This is a genomic window from Psychroflexus curvus, assembly GCF_020164585.1.
Classification (GTDB): Bacteria; Bacteroidota; Bacteroidia; order Flavobacteriales; family Flavobacteriaceae; genus Psychroflexus; species Psychroflexus curvus.
On the sequence record NZ_JAIQZF010000006.1, the window covers coordinates 173,674 to 194,585 of the forward strand.

Below are 20,912 nucleotides of genomic sequence, written 5' to 3' on the forward strand. Positions count from 1 at the left end.
ATGAAAACTATTACTTACTCATTATTATTTAGCCTTTGCTTATCGCTTTTTAGCTGTGCCTTCAATATGGATTACCCTGAAAAGATCAAAGGAGAGGGAGAAGTCATCACAGAACAAATTGTGCTGGATTCTTTTAAGGATTTGGAACTCAAAAGGGGCTGGGAGGTCACCTTACAACCTGCTTCTTCCAACTATATGGTGGTAGAAGCCAACGAAAATTTGTTTGAAGTTCTTGAACACGAAAATATATCTGGAAAATTAGTCATTGGATCATCCAAACAAATTGCTAGCGCAGATGCAAAACAGATCACTCTTTATTTTACTGAGAAACTGGAGTCTTTAAAAGTATCTAGCGGAACTGAAGTGAGTTCTCCAGAGCGACTAAATTTCGATAACCTCATTTTAGACCTTTCAAGTGGCTGTGAAGTAACTTTAGACTTGGACTTAAGGTCTTTAGATTTAGAAACTTCAAGTGGTTCTGAGGCTAATTTAATTTTAAAATTGGATGATTTATTTGTAGATAGCTCTAGTGGTTCTTCAGCCGATATAGAAGTGAATGCAATTTCAACTAAAGTGGAATCATCTTCAGGCTCTGATGTTTTTTTGAAGGGAAGTAGTGGTCAATTGGAAGTCAGAACCTCAAGTGGTTCTAGCGTTAATTCAAAAGCATTGGAATCTGAAAAAGTTACCGCAAAAGCTTCTTCTGGATCTTCTATTTCAGTTTATCCACTAGAAGATCTTGAGGCAGAAACGAGTAGCGGCGGGAATGTGTATTACTATAACAAGCCTTTAGGAAGTTTGGATTTGAATAAATCAAAATCTGGAGGAGTCATAAAACTGAAATAAATTCAATAGACCTTAATCCTAAGTTTATGATCGCATTAGTTAAAATTATTACGGTTATCTTGATTTACTGTTTAGAATGTTATACCAATTATAACTTGTCATGAGATTAAAGGAAAAAACAGTATTCCCTTGATCTCAGTATATGGTATAATTGGTATTATTAATCCTTCTCATAGTTTTCGTTGAAGGCTGAAGGTAAAAGCTGCGGAATGAACTTTATGATAATAGGTAATAACACACTTCCTCCTGGTAATACGAAAATAGCCAGTGAGGGAATGCTTTTAAAAATGTCATAAAGCTGAGCTTTGACCTTTGATTTTTCATTAGTATCCAGCTCTCGTTGTGTGGATTGAGATAGAAGATAGACTAACTCTTTGCTTTGGATAATTTCTTTATAAAGCCGATTTTTATTTCTGCTCAACAAGAGTTTTACAGCTTTTTGGTTTTTCTGATAAAAGTGATTTAAAGGATTGCTGAAATGAAAGTAGGCAATGTTTTGTCTGTGTTTTGAAACAAATTTAAAGAGAAATTCAATACTTGTAGTAATTTGAGACTCTGAAAGTTTTAAATCAGAGCCCAGAGTATTCATGAATTTCAATTCATTGATTTCGATTTCTTCATCGCTGTAAACCGCCATACAGGCAAGATCAAAAATATATAGACCTCCCATATTATCCAAAACGCTGTTATAATCAATAGCTTTGGTATTCAATTCCTTTTCAGAACTAGTAAAACTATAACGTAAAGAGCTTTTCAAAAGCTTTAAGATGAGCGAATCATAAGTGGTTTTGTTGGTTTTTTGATCCAGTGCTAGGTAAACCGTTTGCATAATTAAACCCTCCATGGATTTTGCATACTCACTTGGTTTTGCAGAAGTCAATAAGGTTTTTCTGTAAGTCAATACATCTGTGAACAACAAAGCGTTGGTAATAAGGTGACTGAAATTTTTCTGAATAATACCTTCGTTGGTTTGGACCCGTTTGTGAATCAATTGCTCTAACCTTTGAGCTGCTTTGGTTTTGAATTTGAAAATCGACTTCAAAAACTCTTTTTGAAAATGAAGCGATTCATAAAATCCAATAAGTCTGTTTATGATTTCGCTGCTGGGCTGGTCTTCACAAATTTGATGATCCACATAAACCAGGCTAACTAGGAGGTTGATTTTAGCTAATTCCTGTTGCGTGTATTTAAGATTTTTGGTAAGCGGAATTAAAGCACTTTGACTGGACCCGTAGACAAAACCTGTAGTTCTTAGCCTATCATAAAATTCATTCTCATTCAAAGACAGAACTGTGGATTCACTGATGCGGTGCAAACACTTTATAAGCCAACCTGAAGCTGATGGATTCATAGAACAAAGAAACTTTATTTTTTATTATAATCGATATAAAATAAAAAAGGAGTCTAAAATTAGACTCCTTTTTGTAAGTGTTAACTCCTTAGTTGGAGTAAATTTTATTGTAAAGGTCCATGTACTTTTCTTTAATCACTTTTCTTTTTAGTTTCATAGTAGGAGTGAGCTGTTCCTCTTCAATTGTCCACACATCAGGAGTCAATTCGAATTTTTTGATCTTTTCCCAATTTCCAAATTTTTGATTGTAAAAATCGATCTCTTCCTGAACTCTGTCTATTAACTCCTGATGTTTTACCATTTCAGAAAGCGAGTTTCCAAGATGAAGGTTTTTACGCTCTCCCCATTCTTTAACAAATTCTTCGTTCAACTGAATCAAAGCGGCTGGCATTTTCTCACCTTCTCCTACAACCATAATTTGTTCTATGAAGCGGGATTGTTTCATGACATTTTCTATAATTTGAGGAGCAATATATTTACCGCCAGACGTTTTGAACATTTCTTTCTTTCGGTCAGTAATTTTAAGAAATCCATCACTATCAATCTCTCCAATGTCTCCCGTGTGGAAATAACCGTCTTTTAAGACTTCATCTGTTTTTTCTTTGTTTTTATAGTAGCCAATCATTACTTGAGGGCCTTTCACAAGGATTTCACCATCTTCAGCGATTTTTACTTCGGTTTCAGGAATTGGCCGACCTACAGTTCCAATTTTGAAACCACCATCGCGCATGTCATTTACAGATACTACAGGAGATGTTTCTGTAAGGCCATAACCTTCCATAACACCCATTCCCGCTGCATTAAAAACTCTTGCTAATCGTGGTTGTAATGCCGCACTTCCGGATGCAATCACCTGTAAATTTCCTCCCAGAGCTTCCTGCCATTTGGTGAAAATCAATTTTCTGGCAAGTTTTAAACGGGTTTCATACCACCAGCCGTTTCCTTCGTAAGGTTCGTATTTTAAACCAAGTTCCACTGCCCAGAAAAATAATTTTTTCTTTACACCAGTGAGGTCAGCACCTTTAGCAATGATTTTGTCATACACTTTTTCAAGGAGTCTGGGCACTGCAGACATCACTTCAGGTTTCACTTCCTTAAGGTTATCGCTTATGGTCTCAATAGATTCAGCAAAATAAATACTTACACCACTAAACTGGTACATGTATTGCAACATACGTTCGTATACATGACAAACGGGTAGAAAACTTAAGGCTTTCGCATTACCTTTATCTAATGGGAGTCGTGAAGAACTGTTGATGGCATTACTGGCAATATTTTTGTGGGACAGCATTACCCCTTTTGGTCGCCCGGTGGTTCCAGAGGTATAGATTAAGGTGGCTAAATCGTTTTCGGTGACCTTGTTCATTAAAGACAGAACCTCATCTTGATTACTTTCGTCGGCACCTAATTCCAAAACCTCAGTCCAGTTTTTAGCCCCTTCTATCTGATCGAAGGTGTAAACTTCTTTTAGAGATTCAATTTCTCCTTTTACAGCCATAACTTTGTCATAGACTTCTTTATCCGACACAAAACAAAATTTCGATTCGCTATGATTGAGAACATAGGCATAATCTTCTTCAGAAATGGTTGGATAAATAGGAACATCCTGAGCTCCAAGTTGCATGATACCAATGTCCATGATATTCCACTCCGTTCTATTGTTGGTTGAAATAATAGCGACTTTATCATTGGGTTTTACACCAAGTCTCAAAAGACCTCTACTTATTTTATTGAGCTGTTCTACATACTCTTTTGAAGAGGTAGATTTCCAGACGCCATCATATTTTGTAACTAGAGCGTCGTTTAGATTATATTTTTCCAGTTGGTAATAAGGAAAATCAAATAAGCGTTTAAGTGATGACATGTGATTTTAAATTTTTAATTAGGGAAAAATAATGAATATTTCCTTTAAATTCTATTAAATCTATTTTTTAAGCAGTTCATTTTTATTAAAATCTTAAAAATGATATTTAAATATTTGTAAATCAATAAGTTAATCTAAAACCCAAGGGCGGTATCATCTCCGCGATAATCTGCACCACCTTGTAACTTTCCATTTGACAATTTTAAAATGGCATCTACTTTTCCTAAAATTTTAGATTCCTGCTGAATAACCTTATAATTTCTATTTCTTAAAGAATCTAACAATTGAGATTCAAATCCAATAGTTTCAAATGTAATCACATCCGGCCACCATTGGTGGTGAAACCTGGGAGCATTGACGGCCTCCTGCATGGACATATCAAATTCGTAAACATTCAAAATCGTTTGTAGCACAGAAGTTATAATGGTTGAGCCACCCGGAGTGCCAAGGCTCATCCAAAATTCTCCATCCTTTTCAACAATACTGGGTGTCATGGAACTCAGCATTCGTTTTCCAGGCTCTATGGAATTAGCCTCAGCACCTATAAGCCCAAACATATTAGGAACTCCAGGTTTTGCACTAAAATCATCCATTTCGTTATTTAGGAAAATTCCGAGTGCATTACTGAATAATTTAGACCCATAAGCACCGTTCAAAGTTGTTGTAGCAGCAATAGCATTACCAAATTGGTCTACGATAGAGTAGTGGGTGGTTTCTTCGCTTTCGTAGCCTGTTATTTGACCGTGTTCAATTTCATCTGATTTTGTTGCCGTTTCGAAACTAAACCCCTGCATCCGTTGTTTAAGATAATGTTCGCTTAAGAGACTATCCTGTGGAATTTTTACAAAATCTGGATCACCTAAATAAAAACTTCTGTCTGCATAAGCTCTGCGTTCAGCTTCAGTAAGTAATTGAATGTATTTGGTAGAGTTATGACCTAAAGCTTTCAGATCATAGTCTTCAAGCATTTTCAAAATTTGACCTAATACAATTCCTCCGCTTGAAGGCGGTGGCATGGAAATGACATTGAGGTCTTTATAAGAGGTTTCAATGGGCTCCCTCCAAATCGCTTCGTATTCTTTTAAGTCCTGAAGAGTTATAATCCCTCCATATCTCGAAATAAAATCGACTAAAATCTCAGCAGACTTTCCTTCATAAAATTCAGCTTTACCATTGATTGAAATTCTTTCTAAAGTTTTTGCTAAAGCTAAGTTTTTTAAAGTATCACCACTTTGAAATTGCCTAGAAAACAGAATAGAATCCTTATTCACCTCCAAAAATGTAGATTGAAGTTTATTTAGCATATCCGCCTGCTTCGAGGTCACTACAAAACCAGTTCTTGCCAAATCAATACTTGGCTGAAGTAACTCTGATATAGGTAAAGACCCGAATTTTTCATTGACTTTAAACAGGCCTGCAACTGTACCAGGGACACCAATAGCCAGACTTCCAACTCTGCTTAATTGAGGATTAGGTGTTCCTGTTTCGTCAAGATACATAGTTTTAGTAGCAGAGAGCGGAGCTTTTTCCCTATAGTCTAAAGCGCCTGTTTGACCTTTATGGGTTCTATATACCATAAAACCGCCACCACCAAGATTACCTGCAAAAGGATAGCAAACTGCCAGAGCTATTTCTGTTGCTACCATAGCGTCAAAAGCATTTCCTCCCTTTTTTAAAATAGTAAGTCCTATTTCTGAAGCTTCCTGACGAGCAGAAACCACCATCGCAGAGTCTGCAATAATGGTTTCAGTTTTTGCTTCGTTGGTTTGACCCGGCCTCGTTTGACAGCCTAAGCTAAGCGCGATAAACAGCGAAAGGCTGAAATATCTTAAAATAGATGAATCCATAATTAATTTTGAATCACAAAATTAATCTTTAATAATGAGTAAAGGTATTTTTAATTCTCGATTAAATAAATCTTCAGTTATACTTCCCAAAGTAAGATTTGAAATTGGATTTGAACCTTTGTCTGATACCATAAGCAGGTTGACATCATTTTTATAAGCTTCTTTTTTCAGCCGGCTTGCTACATTAGCTTCTCGTCCTAGTATTTTATGTTGTTTTATATCATTGGAATTATCAACTTTTCTAAGAAAATTGTCGAATCTTTTGTCGATGTATTCATCCAACTTCGGATTTATTTTGGAGTTATTTAAATAAGGAGAAAAATGAACAGGTAAACTATAGACATGAACAGCTTCAATTTCAATATCATGTTTAGTTTTTAAAAAGTCGGCAAAAACAAAGCATTTTTTAGATGAATTCGAAAAATCTGTACCAACCCAAACTTTCTTCATTTCCATATTAGCATCCTGAGGCACCCACAAAAACTGGCATTTTGTTGTTCTCAACAACTTGAAAGCCAGAACACCAGAACCCTCATCATTGTTTTTATTTCCCATAATGAGCAAATCAATATTGTATTTATTGACGATGTAACTAATGATGGATTCTGTATAAGGATCGTCGGAAATGAGTACTTCCCACTCAATTTCAGAGGTGAAATTATTTTTGACTTTTTCGTTAATTTCTTCCGTGATAAGTTCTTCTAGATCTATATCTTCTAGCTCTTTTTCAAGCATATCTGAAATTTCGTAGCGTTTTATGTTATGAACGAAATAAATCTTGTCAACACTTACAATATCAGCAAAAAAAGAACTGTATTCGATGAGTTGTTGATCGATATCTGATAAATCTAAGCCTACTAAGATTTTTTTAATTGGTTCCATAATGATTATTTTTTATTTCTTTTCTTGATAATATTACTTACAATATTTTCGTAATCTTTCTTTTGATCGTCTTCTTTGGACTGCTCACGTTTCAGCACTTCATCTTTTAAGCCTCTATATAATGAAAAGCACATAATAAGGAGTATGATAGCGAAAGGTAAGCCTGTGGCAATAGATGCGGTTTGCAGAGCTCCAAGACCACCACCAATAAGTAAAACTGCTGCTACAGCACCTTCAGTTATAGCCCAGAAAATACGCTGACCAACTGGAGCTTCTATTTTTCCTCCAGATGTCAAACTATCGATAACTAAAGATCCAGAATCTGATGAAGTTATGAAAAAGCCCATTATTAAAATTATGCCCACAACATTTAGAACTACAGTGAACGGGAAATTTTCAAAAAAGATAAATAAAGCAGTTGCAACGTCGTTATCTACTGCAGTAGCTATTGTATTATCTCCGTTTAAAATCATATCCAATGCAGAAGTTCCAAAAGCAGTAATCCAAAAAAATGTAAGTAAACTTGGCACAATAAGTACGCCAAGTATAAACTCTTTGATGGTTCTTCCTTTAGAAACTCGTGCGATAAAAGTTCCTACAAAAGGGGACCAGGCTATCCACCAACCCCAGTAGAATAAAGTCCAGTTATTTTGCCAGTCACCACCTGTAAAGCTTTCATTCCACAGGGAAATTTCAACAACGCTGCTAAAATAATTTCCAAGATTTTCCAGATAGCTTTCAAAAATGAAAAGAGTTGGGCCTAAAATAACAACCAAAAGGAGCAAGACAACCGCTATTCTAATATTCCATTCACTCAATACTTTCACACCTTTATCTACTCCCAGTACAACCGAAATGGTTGCAATACCAGTAATTCCTGCTATAAGCAAAACCTGAGTTGTGATTCCAGAACTCATTCCAAAAACCTGTTCAAGACCAGCAGCAACCTGTTGCACGCCAAAACCCAGAGAAGTGGCTAAACCAAATAAGGTCGCCAGCACAGCAAAAATATCTATAACATCTCCAATAACTCCATAGATTTTATCTCCCAAAAAAGGATAAAACACACTCCTAATGGTGAGTGGTAAGCCTCTGGAATAGGTGAAAAATGCAAGAGCCAAACCAACCAAGGCATAAATTGCCCAAGCATGAAAGCCCCAGTGCAAAAATGTATAGTTCATAGCTTCCTTGGCAGCAGCTACCGTGTTTGCTTCTGCTCCAGGAGGATTTCCAAAATGCGTCACGGGTTCAGCAACACTCCAGAAAAGCAAACCAATACCCATACCAGCGCTAAAGAGCATCGAAAACCACGATAAAGTTTTGAATTCCGGCTCAGCATCTTTTCCACCAAGCCTTATTTTCCCATATTTACCAAAGGCTAAGAAGAGAACAAATATCAAAAAGACATTCACACTCAATACAAATATCCAGCCACCAAATTCAGCAACCTGGGTTTGGGTTTTGTTAAAAAATTCTTCCGCAGCATCCCCGTAAATGAGTGTAAGAACGATACCGATGACTATTAAGATAGTAGAAGAAAAGAAAACAGGACCATTGATTTCTAAACCAAAAATTGATTTTTTTTCATCACTTCTTGTTACTTTTTGAGACATAAATTGACTATTTAAGTTAAATTATCTTGATTTATTATCTGTTAAGAAATAATATCCAAAATTGATATTAAATCTTGCTTCCCAGCCTAAATTGGGTTTACCTGCACCGAGTTCATTGGTGAAATCACCTCCAAACCAGGAGTGATTATATCCTAGAGCATAATCTACATAAATATAAACATCTGCAGCTGAAACTAACATACCAGTCACATTCATTGCAGAGTTTTTAAATCCTTCAGCTTTTTTATCCATATAACCGAAGTCATTGTAAAACTGAAGATTAGTTATTGGACCAATATCTACAGGTAAATCATAAGATATGGCAGCGGTATACATTTCATAATCAGATGCAATATCATAAGGGAAGCCATAAGCTCCCATTTTTACAATATCCCTGCTTTCACCTAGAGCATTAATTGGGTTGTGTCTGGTCGTAATCAAAGAGGTTTTTAAATTCCATCGTTTATAAAAAACTTCATGATGTAAAGCTAAAGAATAATGGTCACCAACCTCTTTGGTATCAATATTATATAATCCGCCGTATTGAGCTGAAAGACCTAATCTTTGTTTAAATTCTTTTCCAGTTTTGTAAACAAATTTTCCGTTAAGCTGATTTATTTCTTTATTTCTCCCTACGATATCGTAGGCGTAACGCTCTGAATTTACTGGTCTGGAGCCTCCCAGGCTATATAGCTCGGATCCTTTAAAAAATGCCAGCTGATATTCAAATTTATCTCCGATATTCATGTATTTAAGACCCAAATCATGGTCGTCTTCTAAGCCTACATAATAGGTCAAGTTAAAAAACCAATTATGAGAATTATAAGTTTGAATTCCAAAGGGGACTTGAGTTAAACCTAGCTGTATGTCTTCCCTATCATTGACCTTATAACCTATCCAACCTTGTTTCATAAAACCACCACCAAAACCAGGAGCATAAAATCTGTATTCCGCATTTAGATAGACATCTTTATATTTCGCTTCTGTATTTATTCTAATAAAATCATAGACAAAATCTCCTCCGATATCTTTTTGGTCAGAATCCCAAGAACTAACAAGGTAATTGTAACGTAGAGCTCCACCAACATCTACAATGGGCTTGTCTTGTGCATAATTTAAAAGAGGAAGCAGAAATAATACCAAAAACCTTTTCATCAACCTATTAATTTGTAAAGTTAAAATTAACTAATAATTAAAGATATGAGCTTATTTCACTTGTATTTTTAATATTATTTAATTCTATACAAAAAATATGTTAATTTAATTTCGAGCTATTTTATTATACAAAAGACATAAAAAATCCCCTTACCGAAAAGGGGATTAATACATTTGATTTGATAGGGCGGCTTATTCCATCAAATACATTTTGGCATTTTGATTATTCCCGCCTAATCTGGAAACAGCTTCCTGATAATTTTCAGAATTCAAACTCTGTTCATTACCTGGATATAAAAACCTTACTGGCATTTGATCGCTGTTTAGATTTTCGCAAGGAACAGTCAAGAACTGTACAGCATCAACTGCAAAGTCATCACCATTATTGGCTTCATAAACCATTCTTCTGACATCAAAAAAGGGCTCCATTCCATGAAAAAAGGTAGCAATCCATTTTTGTTCCCAAATTTTGTTCAAAGTGTTGTCAAAGGCGACGCCAGAATTATCGTAAAAGTCATTAACTCCTGTCCATCCAAAGGTTTCTAAGCTTACATTGTAGTATTCCATTGAAGCAACGATACCGTTCTTGTAATGCGTTTCTGTATTGTTTGGTATCAAACCTTTAAAAGCGGCTTCAGCTAAAATAAGTTCTTGTTCTGCGTAAGTGGTTAAAATTCCGTTTGCCTGTTTTTCTCCAGAAGGATGGCTTGGGTAATCGTAATATCTGGCACCAAGTCTGGATCCTCCTTTATCACACGATCCAATAGCATTTCCATTGTCTGCGCCAGAATATGTAGCCTGTGCGCTCACAAATGTATTAATTTCTGTAATGTTATCCGGACGAGCGTAAACACCAAGACGTGGATCTGAATAATTCTCGAGCATGTTCACAGCTGGCTTTGCCATAACAACTGCATCGAAGTCACCTTGTTTAAAAGGAAAAATGGGGAAGTTATTTGGGAAAGATCCTAAATAATTCAGTGTCGCATTATCATTATTACTTTCAAAAAGATTTCCTTCAGCAAGTATAGTCTGCATGTCTCCAGACACATCTCTTTTATTACTTAAATGTAATAATATTCTCAGCTGAAGCACATTGGCTAATTTTTTCCATTTAGAAGGATTTCCATTATAAATGATATCACCTTCAACTTCAATATTGTTTGACACGGCTTCGTCAAGTAAAACTTCAGCTTGCTTCAAACGCTCGAGTAGTCCTCCATCACCATCTAAGATTGCTTGTTGTTGGTCATAAGCAGGGGTGAAGTTGTCAGATTCAGTTCCAGCTATAGCTTCAGAATACGGAATATCCCCATAAGCCATTGTCAGTGATGAATAAACCCAAGATTGCATTATGATGGCCGCTGCTTCCGTAGCTGTGTCCCCTTTGTTTGAGGCTATATTTTCAGCATCAGCAAAGTCAGCTAAGGCATCATATTGATTAAGCCAAAGTGTGGTAAAAGCATTCCACTCATACCTGTCTACCTCACTTCTTAAAGTTTTAGCTGTGATTTGAGCTATATTATTGGCGAGAAGAAAAGATTCTTTTACCATTGAGTTCATAGAACTTCTGGTTGCACCTGTTAATAAAACACCAGGAGAAACCACTTCAGGTTCATTAGGATTAGAGTTTACAGATTCAAAGTCAGAATCACAACTTATAAGCATAAGCATTACAAGCATTAAACTCCATATTGATTTAATATAAGTCATCTAAATTATTTTTTAAAGTTTGATATTTAAGGCTAATCCGAAGCTTGATGTCGATGGCAGTGGGTTACTGCCAAAACCATTGACAAAAATCCCATTCCTAATTGAAAAGGTTTCTGGATCTACAGTTGGAACTTCTGTGATTAAAAGCAAATTTCTACCTACCGCAGAAAGTCTAACTGATTCTATGCCATATTCTTCATAAAAACTCTTTGGCACATCGTAAGACAAGCGAACTTCTCTCAATTTAAACCACGTCGCATCGTAAGTAGCTGCTTCTATATTATCACGGTTAAACCCATTTCCATAGTAAGCATAGAAATAATCACGAGTTGGAACTGCAGTTTCATTCGGCGTACCGTCCGCATTTACCCCGGGACCAACTACACCAGCACCTGTTCCGGGAACCGGTGAATAAACTGGTTCACCCGCACCGTTGTAGGACACATTGTATTCCTGCCTTCCCTCCAGAGTAGATATATTTAAATTCGGATCATTATTGTTTGTAATAGTACCACCAGTATTAAACAGGGCGTGACCTCTAGAATAAAAGTTACCACCAACCTGACCGTCGAATAAGAAACCAAATGTCCAGTCTTTATATTTGAATGTGTTTTGCCATCCTATGCGAGCATCTGGCTGATAAGATCCTACTGTAACCTTTTCTTCGGTCATTTGTGGAATACCATTTTCATGTATAATGTTTCCGCTAGCATCTCTTTGAAAACCTAAACCTCTAAGCTGACCAAGTTTCTCACCTTCAACTGCTACGAGCTCTAAATCCTGAGAACCGCCATCACCAGGAAACACATCCGCTACTATTGGATAACTCCCTTCAACACCGTCTGGCAAAGACTCTACAATAGCTTCATTAATACCAATATTAAAATTAGTATCCCAAGAAAAATCTTCTGTTTCTATAGGCGTTGCATTAAGTTGAATTTCAAAACCTTTACTTCTAATTTCACCAGCATTTACTAATCTTGATTCCTTACCACTTGTTGTTGGTACTGGTAGAAATATAATTTGGTCCTTACTCAAGTTATTGTAATATGTAAAATCTAAACCTAATCTGTTATTGAAAAATCTTACGTCCGTACCGACTTCATATGAAATAGTACGCTCAGGTTTCAAGTTTGGATTAGTTGCGAATGTATTATTTGTGAATGCTGGATTATCTCCAAATAAAGCTTGTGGCTGATAAGTATTGGTTAACAAATATGGATCTGTGTCCGAACCTACTTCAGCATAAGCCGCTCTTACCTTTAAAAATGAAAGAGGTGAATCATATGGAATGTTCAATTTTTCAGAGAGTACAGCACTGGCCGAAAATGAAGGGTAGAAGTAAGAGTTATTTTCTTTAGGTAATGTACTGGACCAGTCGTTTCTACCTGTAATGTCAAGATATAACCATCTATCCCAGCTAAGACTAGCAAATCCAAAGATAGAATTAATACGTTTCTCGGCTCTTGGATTTTCAACCTGAACTTCAGCTCTATTGTTTGTTAATGTAAATTGAGATGGAATCAATAATTGAGAATTATTGGCGATCAAAATATTACTTTTTTGACGCATCATATTTCCACCCAATTTTAAGTCATAATTAAACTTGTCGTCAATATTATTTTTTGTGTAAGAAATGACAGCTTCAGCGTTTATTTCTTGAAAAGACAATTCGTCTTCCCTGTAGCTGCCAAATTGACCAGGAATAGCCTTTGTAGAAGTTGCCCTTCTAAACTGTCGTTGCTCATCTTTAAAATCAACTCCATAACGTCCTCTAATACTCAATCGGTCTGTTAAGCTGTAATTCAAAGTGGCATTACCTATGATTCTGTTTTCCTGGAAGCTATTGGTATTTTCTTCGGTCAACAACCAGGGATTATTTACCCATAATTCCTCTACATAACGTTGTTGTTCACCAACCTGTCCCTCTCTCCAGTAAGGTTTTAATTCATTAATACCAACTTGTCTAGGATACCATAACCAACCATACATGATAGAGTTACTTTCGTCATAACCACCGTTTGGAATATTATCAGATGAGGATCTGATGTTGAACAAGTTGACACGAACTTCCAGTTTGTCATCGAAAAGTTGTTTCCCAACACTAGCATATAAGGTGTTTCTACCTAATCCAGCACCAGGAACAATATTTTGATCATCCATGTAAGTATAGGAAATTCTATAGTCTCCATCCTCTGTGTTTTGACTCAAGGCAACATTGTGAATATTTAAAGTACCCGTTTCAAAGAAATCGTCAAAGTTATTTTCTGCAGGAGTAAAAGGAACAGCTTCACCATTGGAGTTGAATTGTTTTATCAATTGTCCATTCATGCGTGGCCCCCAATTTTCTCCAAAAGCATCGTAATAATCAACACCGTTTTGAGAGGTATAAATATCACCAGATTTATAACTGAATTTTCCATTACCTCCGAAACCGTAGGTGTTTTGAAAATCAGGTTTTCTTAAAATTGTTCTTCCTACGGTTTGTAAGTTTAATTCAACATTAATGTCATCATCTACATCGGAGCCTTTTTTGGTGGTGATTAAAATAACACCATTGGCAGCTCTGGACCCATAAAGTGCTGCAGCTGCAGGACCTTTTAATACAGATATGTTTTCAATATCATCTGGATTCACAACTTGCGATGAATTACCAAAATCGATAGTCGTTGACCCATTCAATCCATCACCTGGTGAAAACAATCCATTGGTTATTGGAATGCCGTTTACAACAAATAAGGCCTGACTGCTACCAGTTAAGGAAGTTTGTCCACGTATAGTGACGTTTGAAGAAGCAGTGGGGCCATTTCCAGAAGAATTTACAAAAACTCCAGCTACTTTACCCTGTAACTTATTTGATACGTTCCCAACTTTCACGTCAGAAACTTCTTCGGCTCCTAAACTTTGTACAGAATACCCTAGAGCCTTTTCCGAACGTTTAATGTCCAACGCAGTGACAATAACTTCATCTAATTGATTACTCGGATTTAAATTAATCTCAAAAGTGTCTTTACCCAAGATAGAAACGTTTCTACTTTTAAAACCCAAATAACTGACCTTAACTACTTTGTCCTTAGCTTTTACATCGAGTGTAAATTCACCGTCAAAGTTAGTGGTTGTTCCTCTTTTCGGATTTGAATTCTTGACGATGACATTTGCACCCATAAGTGGCACACCCTGATCATCTACGATGAGCCCTGTAATAGTTCGATCATCCTGAGCTAGTGCAACACTTGTAAATAATAGCATTAAACCCAGAATCTTAATGTAATGTTTAACCATGTGACTTGCTTTTTTATTTTTTTTGCGAATGTACACAATGATGTTTATAATTTTTAATCACATAATTAGTGGGAAAGATGAATCTTAATAAAAACTTAAAAAGTAGATTATTTTACATTAAAAAAATATCTTTTAATGCTTATAATCAGTTATTTATGATTTTAGTCTTAACATTTATTTACGATTAGACAATAAGAATATATGATAGCACGATAAGATTTTAATATTACTATGTATTAAAAAAATTAACATTTCAGAATTTATGCTTAACAATTGACACTTTTTTTCCTATGATTTTTCCCCTTAAAGATTTAAATAAAAACCTTTACTAAAAAGCATTTTCAAATAAAATCAACAGAAAGATAAATTATTTTAAGCCTTTGATAATTAGGTAATTTTTTAGAATATAAGTAGGAAATGCTTATCAGTGCTAATGCCTTTTACCTTTCCAGGTTCCACCATACTTGTAATTGGGTAGTTCCTGATGCTTTTCCAAACAGGTTTTACAGGCAAAAATCCATGCTTTGCCCTTTTTAATTTGGATGCGATACAACACCTCAAATTCTTCTTTACAAAGCACACAAGGTTTTGTTTTCAAATCTAAAATTTATCGCGTGAGTTTTTTGATGAGATCAGAATGTTTAGGAAATTTATTCTGAAGTTGTTCCTGTTCTGCTAACTCAAAGTCATTAAAATCAAATCCGGGTGCAACTGTACATCCAACCAATGCGAAACCTTCATTGTTTTCAATTTCGGCAGCAAACCAATGCTGAGCGGGGACGATAAATTGAGGCGTTTCATCTGAAGAAAAATCACTTCCGATTTTGATGTTAGAATAATAACCTTCAGGAGAAATCATATGTAATGAAATAGTATCCCCGGTATAAAAGTGCCAGGCTTCATCCTGATTGACTTTGTGAAATGCTGAAAATTCATCGGACGTCAACATGAAATAAATGCAGGTACTTACACTTCTAGCGGATTCAAATTCCAAAGGCAAACTAGACCCCGGAATTGTAATTTCACTTCTATAAGTTTCCTTAAAATAACCTCCTTCCGGATGTTTTTGTAGGTTTAATCTTTTAATCAGTTGTTCTTTAGTAAGCATAGGTTAAACTTTTTCCAGCCAGGTTTTCGCATTTTGAAAAGCTTCAATCCAGGGAGAAACTTCGTCTGTTTTTCTGTCTTTAGGATAATGGGCCCAATTCCAGGAAAAGGTGGAACGTTCCAGGTGAGGCATCATTACCAGGTGTCTTCCTGTTTTATCACAAAGCATAGCGGCATTATAATCAGAGCCATTTGGATTACAGGGGAATTCTTCTTTGAAGTATTTGGCGGGAATGGAATACTGACTTTCTTCAAGTGGTAAGTTAAACTTACCTTCCCCATGGGCTGCCCAGATACCCAAAGTTGAACCTTCAAGGCTTTTCAGCATGACGCTGTTGCTTTCAGAAATAGTGACCGCAGTGAAGCGACATTCAAATTTACCTGAGTCGTTGTGCAGCATTTTAGGTTTTTCATCATGATGCGGTGTGATAAGCCCCAACTCAACAAAGAGCTGACACCCATTACAAACCCCAAGTGATAAAGTATCCTCTCTGTTGAAGAAGTTGCGCAAAGCTAAATTGGCATTTTCATTGTATTTGAATGCTCCGGCCCAACCCTTAGCGCTGCCCAGAACATCAGAATTCGAAAATCCTCCAACAGCTGCAATGAATTGAACATCTTCCAGAGTTTCTGCACCAGACATCAAGTCGGTCATGTGGATGTCTTTCACGTCAAATCCAGCCAGATGCATAGCTCTCGCCATTTCACGTTCAGAATTTGAGCCTTTTTCTCTGATAATCGCCCCCTTGATGCGTTTACCTTCAACTGATTTTAATTTTCCATCAAAGTGAGCTGGAAACTTAAAGTTTAAGCCATTATGCTTAAAGTTATCGTGACGTTCTTTTGCTTTTTTCTCTCCACTTTGATGTTTGTCAAATTCATATGAGGTCTGTAACCAGTAGTTCCTGAAGGTATCCACATCAAAGCTTAATGTGTTGTTTTCATGAGCAATCGACAATTTTCCAGTTGAATTGACTTCACCAAGATATAAGGGTTGAATGTCGAGTTCTTTAAATTCAGAATTTAAGTCGCCATTAGCCTGAAATACAATACCTGAATTTTCGGCAAACAAGAGTTTGGTGATGTCTTTTTCTTCAAAAGCATTAAAGTCTAATTCTGCTCCCAAATCATTATCAGCAAAACACAATTCCAATAAGGTAGTAATTAAACCACCTGAAGAAATATCGTGGCCGCTGGCTAGTTTGTGCTGTTTGATCAGCGTTTGAATGGCATTGAATTTCTTTTTGAATTTTGCATCTTCATTGATGGATGGCGCTTTGCTTCCAACTTTATTCAATAATTGATGAAAAGCTGAACCTCCAAGTTCCAGGTCGTGCTGAGAGAAATCCAGATAATACACCGATCCTGCCTCTTTTTGAAACATAGGTTCAATCACATGGGTGATTTCATTACAGTGTCCGGCCGCAGAAATAATCACGGTTCCAGGAGAAAGCACTTCTTTGTCCTTATAACGCTGCTTCATCGATAGAGAATCTTTACCAGTTGGCACATTGATTCCCAAGTTGATAGCAAATTCTGAAACCGCTCTCACCGCATCGTAAAGTCTGGCGTCTTCACCTTCATTATTACAGGGCCACATCCAGTTAGCTGAAAGAGAAATTGAAGTTATTTCCTGTTCCAAAGGTGCCCAGATGATATTGGTTAGTGCTTCAGCGATAGAATTTTTAGCGCCAGCAACAGGATCGATTAAGCCTGAAATGGGCGAGTGGCCAATCGAACTGCCAACACCTTCCTTGCCGTTGTAGTCTAAAGCAACCACACCGCAATTGTTGAGTGGAACTTGCAATGGCCCAAGAGTTTGCTGTACGGCAACCCGTCCGGAAACGCATCTGTCAACTTTATTAACTAACCAGTCTTTGCAGGCAATGGATTCCAGTTGAAGCAATTGTTCAACGTAAGTGTATATGTTTTCTGAATCAAATTCAGCATTGGAATAGGTTCTTTCTACCCTTTGGTCGGTCATGATGGTTTTGGGAGAGCTTCCAAACATGTCCTCCAGTTTGAGATTCAAAGGTTTTTCCTGAGTTTTAGAATTTTTGAATATGAATTGATGGTCATCGGTGACTGTTCCCACCCGATACATCGGAGAACGTTCCCGTAAAGCCACTTTCTCTAAAAATTCAGAGTCTTTTTTTCCAATCACCAGACCCATACGTTCCTGAGATTCGTTACCTATGATTTCTTTAGCGGAAAGCGTAGAATCTCCAACAGGAAGTTTGTCAATATCTATATGGCCGCCAGTATCTTCAACCAGTTCACTTAAGCAATTGAGATGCCCGCCAGCACCATGGTCATGGATGGATCGGATTGGATTCTCTTCAAGTTCCACCAGGGCACGAATAGCATTGGCAGCTCGTTTTTGCATTTCGGGATTGGATCTCTGTACGGCATTGAGTTCAATACCGCTTTCGAATTCGCCGGTATCTGCAGAAGATACTGCAGCGCCTCCCATACCGATTCGGTAATTATCGCCCCCCAGAATAACGATATCATCGCCTTTTTTAGGAATGTCTTTTAAGGCCTGATCGGCTTTGCCGTAACCAACGCCACCGGCTAGCATGATGACTTTATCGTATGCCAATAGTCTGTTGTGTTCTTCGTGTTCAAACGTAAATAAAGACCCATTGATGAGCGGCTGACCAAATTTATTTCCAAAATCTGAAGCACCATTGGATGCTTTGATCAGGATGTCCAGCGGACTTTGGTACAGCCAATCCCGTTTGGGGATTGCTTTCTCCCAGGCTTTGTTATCGGTAAGTCTGGGATAAGACGTCATATATACTGCGGAGCCAGCAAGGGGTAAAGACCCTTTTCCGCCGGCAAGCCGGTCTCTTATTTCTCCACCACTTCCTGTGGCAGCACCATTGAACGGTTCTACAGTTGTAGGGAAGTTATGCGTTTCTGCTTTTAAGGAAATTACAGAATCGAATTTTGAATTTTTATATGCTGAAGCTATGTCTGGACGGGTAGGAGCAAACTGCTCAACCTGTGGCCCTTTGATGAAAGCTACATTGTCTTTATAAGCTGAAACAATTGAGTTGGGGTGCGTTTCAGAGGTTTTACGGATGAGTTTGAAAAGCGATTCAGGCTGCTCTTCACCGTCAATGATAAAGGTTCCGTTAAAGATTTTATGTCTGCAATGCTCTGAATTGACCTGAGAGAAACCAAAGACTTCAGCATCGGTTAATTTACGGCCCAGTTTTTTGGAAAGGCTTTCCAAATAACTGACTTCTTCCTCATTGAGCGCCAGGCCTTCCTGTTGATTGTATTCACCTATGTCATCTATGTCAAGAACAGGATCAGGTTGGATATCTATTGTGAAAATTTCCTGATCTAATCCATCATACTTTTGGTAAAGCATTTTATCGAAATCCTTGTCTGCCGAAGTCACCTCATAAAACTCTTCAATTCTCTGTACATCATCTATACCCATATTTTGAGTAATCTCTACAGCATTGGTACTCCAGGGTGTAATCATGACCTGACGAGGTCCGATAAACTTCCCGTCAATCTGCTTTTCATCAACGAATTGAGCATCGCCAAATACCCATTTGAATTTTTTGATGGTTTCGTAATCTGGACGTTTTACAAGAGAAACTGCGAAGTAGTGCGTCGAATCAGCTTTGAAGAAAATGATCATTCTTTGTTGGATTTGTGTTGTGTTTTGACGCCTTCAAAATTACGATAAATATGTGAGTATTTTTATAAAATGCTTAAGTTTGAGTTAAGGAAAAATTCTAAAGTATTAATGTCTTGTCGAGACGTTTGGATGATATCTTTCGACTTTAGTTTATCATGAGCTAAGTCTAATGATGGTTAAAAAATACTGACTGCCACACAAAGTGTTGGGGGCAAGTTTCTACCAATGACTTTTTTCTTTACTGATATCTAAACTTTTTTGTTTAAGTTCGAACCCTTCGGCTTGGATATATTTTTTTCACGCTAAGACCGCTAAGCTTTTCGCAAAGAACGCGAATTTATATAGTGATGATTATCAGTAATTTGCGTGACTTTGCGTTTTCTTTGTGAATCCTGTCTGCCCAAGTGACACACAGGCAGGTTTGCGTGAAGTTAAGCTTTGATTTTCAATATTTAAAATAGACTTATTATTCACAAAAAAATCAACCTATAACTCATATTTCAATTGAAAAACATCACCTTAAACTGTCTTGCTTTATTTTTTCCTATTCAGTTGCTTCTGATTTACGTACTGAAACAAAATCCTGCCTGGGTTGAAATGTATTACAGTGAAGGTTTATTTTTAGTCTTATCTCAGCTTCAGCATCATCTGACGTCCTGGATACCTTTTTCGCTTGGAGATTTGTTTTATTCTGCGCTTGTCATACTTATGCTGGTGTGGGTATTCAGGTCAATTAAGAGCAGGTTCAGAAAATTGGGCACTCGGCTTTTAGAAGCCCTGGCATTTTTGTCGTTAGTTTACTTTTTGTTTCATCTGTTCTGGGGGTTCAATTATTACCGACTCCCTTTGCACAAGTCCCTAGGCATTTCGACAGAGTACACTAAAGAGGAGTTGCATGAATTCACTTGCGATTTAATTCAGAAAACCAATGTTTTACATGCTCAACTGGCCGAGAATGACAGTTTGAAAGTAGATTATGAATTTAAGCAGAATCAACTCCAGAAATGGGTTTTTGAAGCCTATAAAAACTCAACCAATGAAGATTTGAAAATCCCGTTTCGGGTAGAAAATCTAAAAAAATCTTTGTTTTCCTTGCCACTTTCTTACGGAGGCTTTAGCGGGTATGTGAATCCGTTTACCAACGAAGGACAATACAATTATAAAATCCCCGGGTACAAACTTCCAACAACCATGGCACACGAAATTGGACATCAGCTGGGGTACTCCAAGGAAAACGAAGCGAATTTTATAGCCTCTATCATCACTATGCAGGACGAAAACAAATTTTTGCGTTACTCGGGTTTAACTTTTGCTTTGAAGTATAGTCTCAATGATATGTATAAAAAAGACCCTCTTTTATCGGAAGCTCTTATCACAGAACTCCACTCTGGAGTTTTGAAAAATTATAAAGAAGTTCAAGAATTTTGGCAAGCCTACACCGGACCTGTAGAATTAATTATGGAAACCGTTTACGGGAATTTTCTCAAAGTTAACAATCAGCCGCTAGGCATGGAAAGTTACGACTACGTCGTGGCTTTGCTAGTCAATTATTACCAACAAAAACAAACTACTAATCACTAAACCAAATTTC

Annotated in this window: 13 protein-coding genes; 2 read left to right on the forward strand and 11 right to left on the reverse strand. The window is 36.9% G+C overall.

What is annotated here, in order from left to right:
- Complete coding sequence (locus LB450_RS10570; RefSeq protein ID WP_224488330.1) at positions 1-846, forward strand: GIN domain-containing protein; 846 nt, start codon at positions 1-3, stop codon at positions 844-846.
- Between the two features lie 160 nt (positions 847-1,006).
- Here the strand turns inward: LB450_RS10570 and LB450_RS10575 are convergent, their stop codons facing one another.
- From LB450_RS10575 to purL, 11 genes are all read right to left on the reverse strand, one after another.
- Entirely contained in the window at positions 1,007-2,197 is a 1,191-nt protein-coding gene (locus tag LB450_RS10575) for an LETM1-related biofilm-associated protein (protein ID WP_224488332.1), read from the reverse strand.
- Between the two features lie 88 nt (positions 2,198-2,285).
- Complete coding sequence (locus LB450_RS10580; RefSeq protein WP_224488334.1) at positions 2,286-4,061, reverse strand: AMP-dependent synthetase/ligase; 1,776 nt, start codon at positions 4,059-4,061, stop codon at positions 2,286-2,288.
- A gap of 134 nt (positions 4,062-4,195) precedes the next feature.
- Positions 4,196-5,908 carry a gamma-glutamyltransferase gene (ggt, locus tag LB450_RS10585; RefSeq protein ID WP_224488336.1) on the reverse strand — a complete coding sequence of 571 codons (1,713 nt, stop codon included), beginning with the start codon at positions 5,906-5,908 and terminating at the stop codon, positions 4,196-4,198.
- Positions 5,909-5,929: 21 nt separating this feature from the next.
- Positions 5,930-6,790, reverse strand: a complete 861-nt coding sequence (locus tag LB450_RS10590; protein WP_224488338.1) for a universal stress protein — start codon at positions 6,788-6,790, stop codon at positions 5,930-5,932.
- Between the two features lie 5 nt (positions 6,791-6,795).
- Complete coding sequence (locus LB450_RS10595; protein WP_224488340.1) at positions 6,796-8,403, reverse strand: BCCT family transporter; 1,608 nt, start codon at positions 8,401-8,403, stop codon at positions 6,796-6,798.
- A 21-nt stretch (positions 8,404-8,424) separates the two neighbouring features.
- Complete coding sequence (locus LB450_RS10600; RefSeq protein ID WP_224488342.1) at positions 8,425-9,558, reverse strand: hypothetical protein; 1,134 nt, start codon at positions 9,556-9,558, stop codon at positions 8,425-8,427.
- Positions 9,559-9,750: 192 nt separating this feature from the next.
- Entirely contained in the window at positions 9,751-11,271 is a 1,521-nt protein-coding gene (locus LB450_RS10605; protein WP_224488344.1) for a SusD/RagB family nutrient-binding outer membrane lipoprotein, read from the reverse strand.
- Between the two features lie 12 nt (positions 11,272-11,283).
- Positions 11,284-14,553, reverse strand: a complete 3,270-nt coding sequence (locus tag LB450_RS10610) for a SusC/RagA family TonB-linked outer membrane protein (protein WP_224461186.1) — start codon at positions 14,551-14,553, stop codon at positions 11,284-11,286.
- Positions 14,554-14,983: 430 nt separating this feature from the next.
- Positions 14,984-15,151: a hypothetical protein gene (locus LB450_RS10615; RefSeq protein WP_224488346.1), complete on the reverse strand. Its 168-nt coding sequence runs from the start codon at positions 15,149-15,151 to the stop codon at positions 14,984-14,986.
- 9 nt (positions 15,152-15,160) lie between these two features.
- Positions 15,161-15,661, reverse strand: a complete 501-nt coding sequence (locus tag LB450_RS10620) for a cupin domain-containing protein (protein WP_224488348.1) — start codon at positions 15,659-15,661, stop codon at positions 15,161-15,163.
- Between the two features lie 3 nt (positions 15,662-15,664).
- Positions 15,665-19,333 (reverse strand): phosphoribosylformylglycinamidine synthase, encoded by a 3,669-nt coding sequence (purL, locus tag LB450_RS10625; RefSeq protein ID WP_322962778.1) that lies wholly within the window; start codon positions 19,331-19,333, stop codon positions 15,665-15,667.
- A gap of 492 nt (positions 19,334-19,825) precedes the next feature.
- Here purL and LB450_RS10630 point away from each other — a divergent pair, with 492 nt between their 5' ends.
- Complete coding sequence (locus LB450_RS10630; RefSeq protein ID WP_224488352.1) at positions 19,826-20,902, forward strand: DUF3810 domain-containing protein; 1,077 nt, start codon at positions 19,826-19,828, stop codon at positions 20,900-20,902.
- Positions 20,903-20,912: the final 10 nt, after the last annotated feature.

Excerpts from the sequence above, each read along its gene's own strand:
- LB450_RS10570 (WP_224488330.1), top strand. The coding sequence starts at position 1 with ATGAAAACTATTACTTACTCATTATTATTTAGCCTTTGCTTATCGCTT.
- LB450_RS10575 (WP_224488332.1), bottom strand. The coding sequence starts at position 2,197 with ATGAATCCATCAGCTTCAGGTTGGCTTATAAAGTGTTTGCACCGCATC.
- LB450_RS10580 (WP_224488334.1), bottom strand. The coding sequence starts at position 4,061 with ATGTCATCACTTAAACGCTTATTTGATTTTCCTTATTACCAACTGGAA.
- ggt (WP_224488336.1), bottom strand. The coding sequence starts at position 5,908 with ATGGATTCATCTATTTTAAGATATTTCAGCCTTTCGCTGTTTATCGCG.
- LB450_RS10590 (WP_224488338.1), bottom strand. The coding sequence starts at position 6,790 with ATGGAACCAATTAAAAAAATCTTAGTAGGCTTAGATTTATCAGATATC.
- LB450_RS10595 (WP_224488340.1), bottom strand. The coding sequence starts at position 8,403 with ATGTCTCAAAAAGTAACAAGAAGTGATGAAAAAAAATCAATTTTTGGT.
- LB450_RS10600 (WP_224488342.1), bottom strand. The coding sequence starts at position 9,558 with ATGAAAAGGTTTTTGGTATTATTTCTGCTTCCTCTTTTAAATTATGCA.
- LB450_RS10605 (WP_224488344.1), bottom strand. The coding sequence starts at position 11,271 with ATGACTTATATTAAATCAATATGGAGTTTAATGCTTGTAATGCTTATG.
- LB450_RS10610 (WP_224461186.1), bottom strand. The coding sequence starts at position 14,553 with ATGGTTAAACATTACATTAAGATTCTGGGTTTAATGCTATTATTTACA.
- LB450_RS10620 (WP_224488348.1), bottom strand. The coding sequence starts at position 15,661 with ATGCTTACTAAAGAACAACTGATTAAAAGATTAAACCTACAAAAACAT.